Consider the following 4,419-nt stretch of genomic DNA (forward strand, 5'->3'; position numbering starts at 1 on the left):
GCTCCTGCTGCGCGGGGGGCGCCGGGGCCGAGGCAGCGGCCGCGGTACCGGCGAGCGCGCCCTGTGGTTCCTCGGGACCGCGGGCCCCGCGTTCCTGGCCTCCTCCCACCTCGGGCTGCTGCTGAACGGCACCCCGCACTATCTCTTCGGGCTCGGCGGCGACCAGCTCAACCGCGTCGCCTACGTGACCCGCTTCGCCGACTCCCCCGCGCTGAGCGACCCCTTCTACGCCGATGCCGCCCCCTTCTACCCGCCGCAGTGGTTCTGGGTGGGCGGGCGACTGGCCGCGCTGGCGGGGGTCGAGGCATGGGAGTTCTACAAGCCCTACGCGATCGTCACCATGGCGATCGCGGGCGCGATCGCGTTTGTCGCCTGGCGCTGGCTGGTGCCGACGCGGCTGGCCGTGCTGTTCGGTCTGGTCACCGCGGTCGTCGGCGGGCACACTAACGCCTACGAGCCCTACTCGTGGATCCTCATCTGCCTGCTCCCGCAGGTCGTGGTGGCGACCTTCCTGCTCTGCGCACGCGCCGCCGCGCGCTCGCGGGACCCCGGGGCCGGCCGACCCACGTGGCCGCTGGTCGTGACGATCGGCGTCTACCTCGGCTGGGCCGCGCTGGCGTACACGCTCATCGCGGGTGTCGCGGCGTTGCTGGTCGCCCTCGTCGTCGTCGTCGTCGTCGTCGACATAGTGCGCCACCGCGCCGACCGCCGCGTCGTCGGCGCGCTGATCGCCCACCTGGCCGCGACGGCCGGCATCTCCATGCTGATCGCGCTGGTGTTCTGGCACCGCTTCCTCCTGGCGGTGCTCGGTGGCGCCGAGACCGAGTCGTCCGTGGCCAACGATTTCGCCCCGGAGATCGGTTCCCGCTGGCCGCTGCCGATGTTCGAGGTGTCCGCCGCCGGCCTGCTGTGTCTGATCGGGCTGGCGTGGGTGGTGGTGACGGTGTGGCCGGACCGTGCCGGCCGGCTCGCAGACCGCGGTGCGGCGTCCCTGGGCGCCCGGATCGGAGACCGGGGAGCCAGCCGTCGCCACGCTGATGACCACGACTACGACGACGACGAGGCCACCCACTCACCGGGCTGGCCGCTGCCGGCACCGGACCGCGGTCTCGTGCTGGCGCAGGCCCTGGGGTTGATGGTCGTCACGGCGTTCGGCTGGTACGCGCTCTCGGGGCTGCGGGCGGTCACCGGGTCCACGCTGCTGCCGTTCCGGCTGATCCCGGTAGTCACGCTGGCACTCGCGCTCGCGGGGGTGGTCGGCTCGCTCGCCCTGGCCCGGTGGGCGCTGGCCACGTCGCCCGCGGATTCGCGCGGCCGGGTCACCGCGGTGGCCGTGGTGGTGGCCGGTCTGGCCGCGATCCAGATGGTGCAGCACGTCTCGGAGGAGGACTCGCGGTTCGCCGCCGCAGCCCGCGAGGCCCCCGCGGCCCCGTTGGAGGTGCTGGAGGCGATCGACGAGATGACCCCCGGGCGGGAGCCCTCGGACCTGGTGGTCCTCACGTCGGTCCCGACCGTCTACGCCTACCGCCCGTATTTCACCTTCCAGGCACCCGCGCAGGCCTACGCCACCCCGGCCGGTCGCTACACCGCACGGACGGACGAGGTCCGGGAGTGGGCCTCCATCGACTCCCCCCGCGAGCTGGCCGCCGCGATGGACTCAGGCCCGTTCCGCGGCCCGGACGTGATGGTGTTCGATCGGGAGGGCTCGAGGAACTGGGTGGTCCCGGTGGCGATCAACGAGATGCCCCTGGCCCGGAACAACAGTCGGGAGAAGATCCGGTTCCACCCGGAGCAGTTCGAGGACCCGGCACTGTTCGACGTCCGCGAGGTGGGCTCGAGAGTGGTGGTCGTGCGGCGGTGACCGGGCCGGGCCGGAGGCCGGGCGAGGCGCGGTGTCGCCGGCGTCGTCAGCCGGGGCGCAGCGTCGACGGCGCCGGGAACGGTGCGACGATCTCGCGGCCGACCTCCTCGATCGCGTCCGTGAGCGCCGTCGATAAGACGATCCGGTCCTCGTCGAGGTGGGAGATCCGCACCACGGTGTCGCGGCCGTTCTCGTGGAACAGGAAACGCTCCATGAGGAACCGCAGACCGATCCCCTCGAGTACGTCCTCCGCCCTGTGCCAGTCGTCGACCGCATCGAGCGGGCGGCCGAGCCGGTCGATCGGCACGAGCAGCGGCTCGGCGGTGGTCATGTCGATCCAGCCGATCAGTTCGCCGTCCTCACGGCGGTGCGGGATCCACGCCTCGGGGATCATCCCGGCCTCCTCTCGTGCCAGCTCCGGTCAATTCCCGTCGGGGTCAGAACTTACGGAAGCTGTGACCGAGCAGCCGCTTGCCGCCCTCGGCGAACTTGCCGGCCCGGGCCGCGGTCGGCAACAGAGACAGCGCGTTGAACCGCGAGGTCAGGTGCAGACGCGCGGCCCGCTCGGCGCTCTTCCAGCCCCGGGCCGCGAACGCGTCGGCCTCACCGGCGAAGAAGCGGGCCTCCTCGTCGAAGCGGCGGCCGTCGAGCGCGCGCACCGAGGAGTCGGAGGCGGAATGCCGGCGGTAGAGGAACGCCAGGGTCGGGTCGTAGACCATGTGACCGCCACCGGTGATCACGTCGACCAGCAGCGCCAGGTCCTGCACCACGTCCAGTCCCTCGCGGAACCCGATGCGGCGGATCCACTCGGAACTCCACGCCAGCGACGGGAAATAGGTCCAGTTCCCGTGCATCAGCGAGGTCATGAGCTTCTCGCCGTGGAGGACCGTGCGACCGTCGGCCTTGGGCGAGGTGAACGCCTTGACGGTGTCGGACAGGGGCCGTACGGGGGCACCGTGCTCGTCGATGACGCTGACGCCGACCTCCATCACGGCGGCGTCGGGAACGGCCGCGAAACCGTCCGCCACCACCTGCAGGTAGTTGGGCAGCATGACGTCGTCGGCGCCCATCACCACGACGATCGGTGCCGTGACCATCTCCAGGCACTTGCGGTAGTTACCGTTGGCGCCGAGGTTGGTCTCGTTCTTCTCGTAGGTCACCCGCTCGTCGCGCGCGGTGATCTCCCCCATGTAGCGGGCCGGCTCCGGGTCCGGGTAGCCGTCGTCCACCACGACCAGACGGAAGTCGGTGTAGGTCTGGGAGAGGACACTGTCCACAGCCTTCTTGAAGTGGCCGACGTCCCCGTAGTAGGGGAGCATCACATCGATGGCCATCGGGGAACCGCCGTCCTTCTCGTCACAGGGTTTTCCGTTCGATCGCATAGTATCGACCGGCGATGAGCAGTGACAGTGAGCGACTCCCAGGACCCTCCCCCACGTCCGGGGGCGGACCCGCCGGCAACAGGGACGTCTGGCTGGTCGTCCCCTGCTTCAACGAGGGCACCGTGATCGAGGACGTCCTCGGCACCGCACGCGAGACGTTCCCCAACATCGTGGCCGTGGACGACGGTTCGACCGACGACTCCGCGGCGGCGATCCACCGGGCGGGCGCACACCTGGTCCGGCACCCGGTCAACCTCGGGCAGGGGGCCGCCATCCAGACCGGTGTCGAGTACGCCCGCGCGCAACCCGGCGCCCGTTACTTCGTCACCTTCGACGCCGACGGGCAGCACCAGGTCAAGGACGTCCTCGCGATGGTCGAGCGGCTGCGCTGTGAGCCCGTGGACATCGTGGTGGGGACCCGCTTCGGCCGCCCACGCCGCGAGGGCGACCAGGTGCCGCTGATCAAGCGGGTCGTCCTCAAGACCGTCGTCATGCTCAGCCCACGCACCCGCAGGCTCGGTCTGACGGACGCCCACAACGGACTGCGGGTGTTCAACCGGCGGGTCGCCGACGACCTCAACCTGCGCATGAACGGCATGAGTCACGCCAGCGAGTTCGTGGAACTGATGGACAGCCGTGGGTGGCGCGTGGCCGAGCAGCCGGTCGACATCCTCTACACCGAGTACTCCATGTCGAAGGGGCAGTCGCTGCTCAACGGGATCAACATCCTCTCCGACGGCTTCGTGGGAAAGAGGTTGCCGCGATGATCAAGGCACTGCTGTTGCTCGCCGGCGCCGCGCTGGTGGCGTTCTTCCTGGCCAACCGGCGCAAGGCGCGGGCCAAGGCCGGGGTCAAGATCGGCTTCGTGCTGTTCGTGGTGTTCATGGTCTACGCCGTGCTGCGCCCGGACGACCTCACCGTGGTGGCCAACGCGCTGGGCGTACAGCGCGGCACAGACCTGGTGCTCTACGCGCTGGTGATGGGCTTCGCCTTTGTCACCGTCTCCACGTACGTGCGCTTCCGCGAACAGGAACTGCGCTACGCCCGGCTGGCCCGGTCCATCGCACTGCAGAACGCGGTGCGGCCGGAGGACGAGCCCCGCGCGACCGCGGTGATGCCCGCCGCGGACGACGACGACCGCCCGCGACGGTGACCGGGCGGCCGACCCCTCGCGCG

General features: G+C 70.6%; 5 protein-coding genes. 3 read left to right on the forward strand and 2 right to left on the reverse strand.

Annotated elements, in window-relative coordinates; all coding sequences use genetic code 11:
* Positions 1-1,861 (forward strand): arabinofuranosyltransferase (locus G6028_RS14130; protein ID WP_182659254.1); only part of this gene is annotated, 1,861 nt, incomplete at its 5' end.
* Between the two features lie 46 nt (positions 1,862-1,907).
* Here G6028_RS14130 and G6028_RS14135 read toward each other — a convergent pair.
* Positions 1,908-2,255 (reverse strand): hypothetical protein, encoded by a 348-nt coding sequence (locus tag G6028_RS14135; protein WP_182659255.1) that lies wholly within the window; start codon positions 2,253-2,255, stop codon positions 1,908-1,910.
* A 43-nt stretch (positions 2,256-2,298) separates the two neighbouring features.
* Positions 2,299-3,195 carry a glycosyltransferase family 2 protein gene (locus tag G6028_RS14140; protein WP_182644801.1) on the reverse strand — a complete coding sequence of 299 codons (897 nt, stop codon included), beginning with the start codon at positions 3,193-3,195 and terminating at the stop codon, positions 2,299-2,301.
* A gap of 62 nt (positions 3,196-3,257) precedes the next feature.
* Here G6028_RS14140 and G6028_RS14145 point away from each other — a divergent pair, with 62 nt between their 5' ends.
* Positions 3,258-4,010: a glycosyltransferase family 2 protein gene (locus G6028_RS14145; protein ID WP_241730776.1), complete on the forward strand. Its 753-nt coding sequence runs from the start codon at positions 3,258-3,260 to the stop codon at positions 4,008-4,010.
* A complete protein-coding gene (locus tag G6028_RS14150) occupies positions 4,007-4,396 on the forward strand; it encodes a DUF2304 domain-containing protein (protein WP_182659256.1) in 390 nt (129 codons plus the stop codon). Before G6028_RS14145 ends, G6028_RS14150 begins: the two co-directional genes overlap by 4 nt.
* Positions 4,397-4,419 lie beyond the last annotated feature (23 nt).

Source organism: Dietzia cercidiphylli (assembly GCF_014145145.1).
GTDB classification, from domain to species: domain Bacteria; phylum Actinomycetota; class Actinomycetes; order Mycobacteriales; family Mycobacteriaceae; genus Dietzia; species Dietzia natronolimnaea.

Bases quoted from the DNA above. Each gene is read 5' to 3' on its own strand.
- G6028_RS14140 (WP_182644801.1), bottom strand. From the start codon at position 3,195: ATGGCCATCGATGTGATGCTCCCCTACTACGGGGACGTCGGCCACTTC.
- G6028_RS14135 (WP_182659255.1), bottom strand. From the start codon at position 2,255: ATGATCCCCGAGGCGTGGATCCCGCACCGCCGTGAGGACGGCGAACTG.
- G6028_RS14145 (WP_241730776.1), top strand. From the start codon at position 3,258: ATGAGCAGTGACAGTGAGCGACTCCCAGGACCCTCCCCCACGTCCGGG.
- G6028_RS14150 (WP_182659256.1), top strand. From the start codon at position 4,007: ATGATCAAGGCACTGCTGTTGCTCGCCGGCGCCGCGCTGGTGGCGTTC.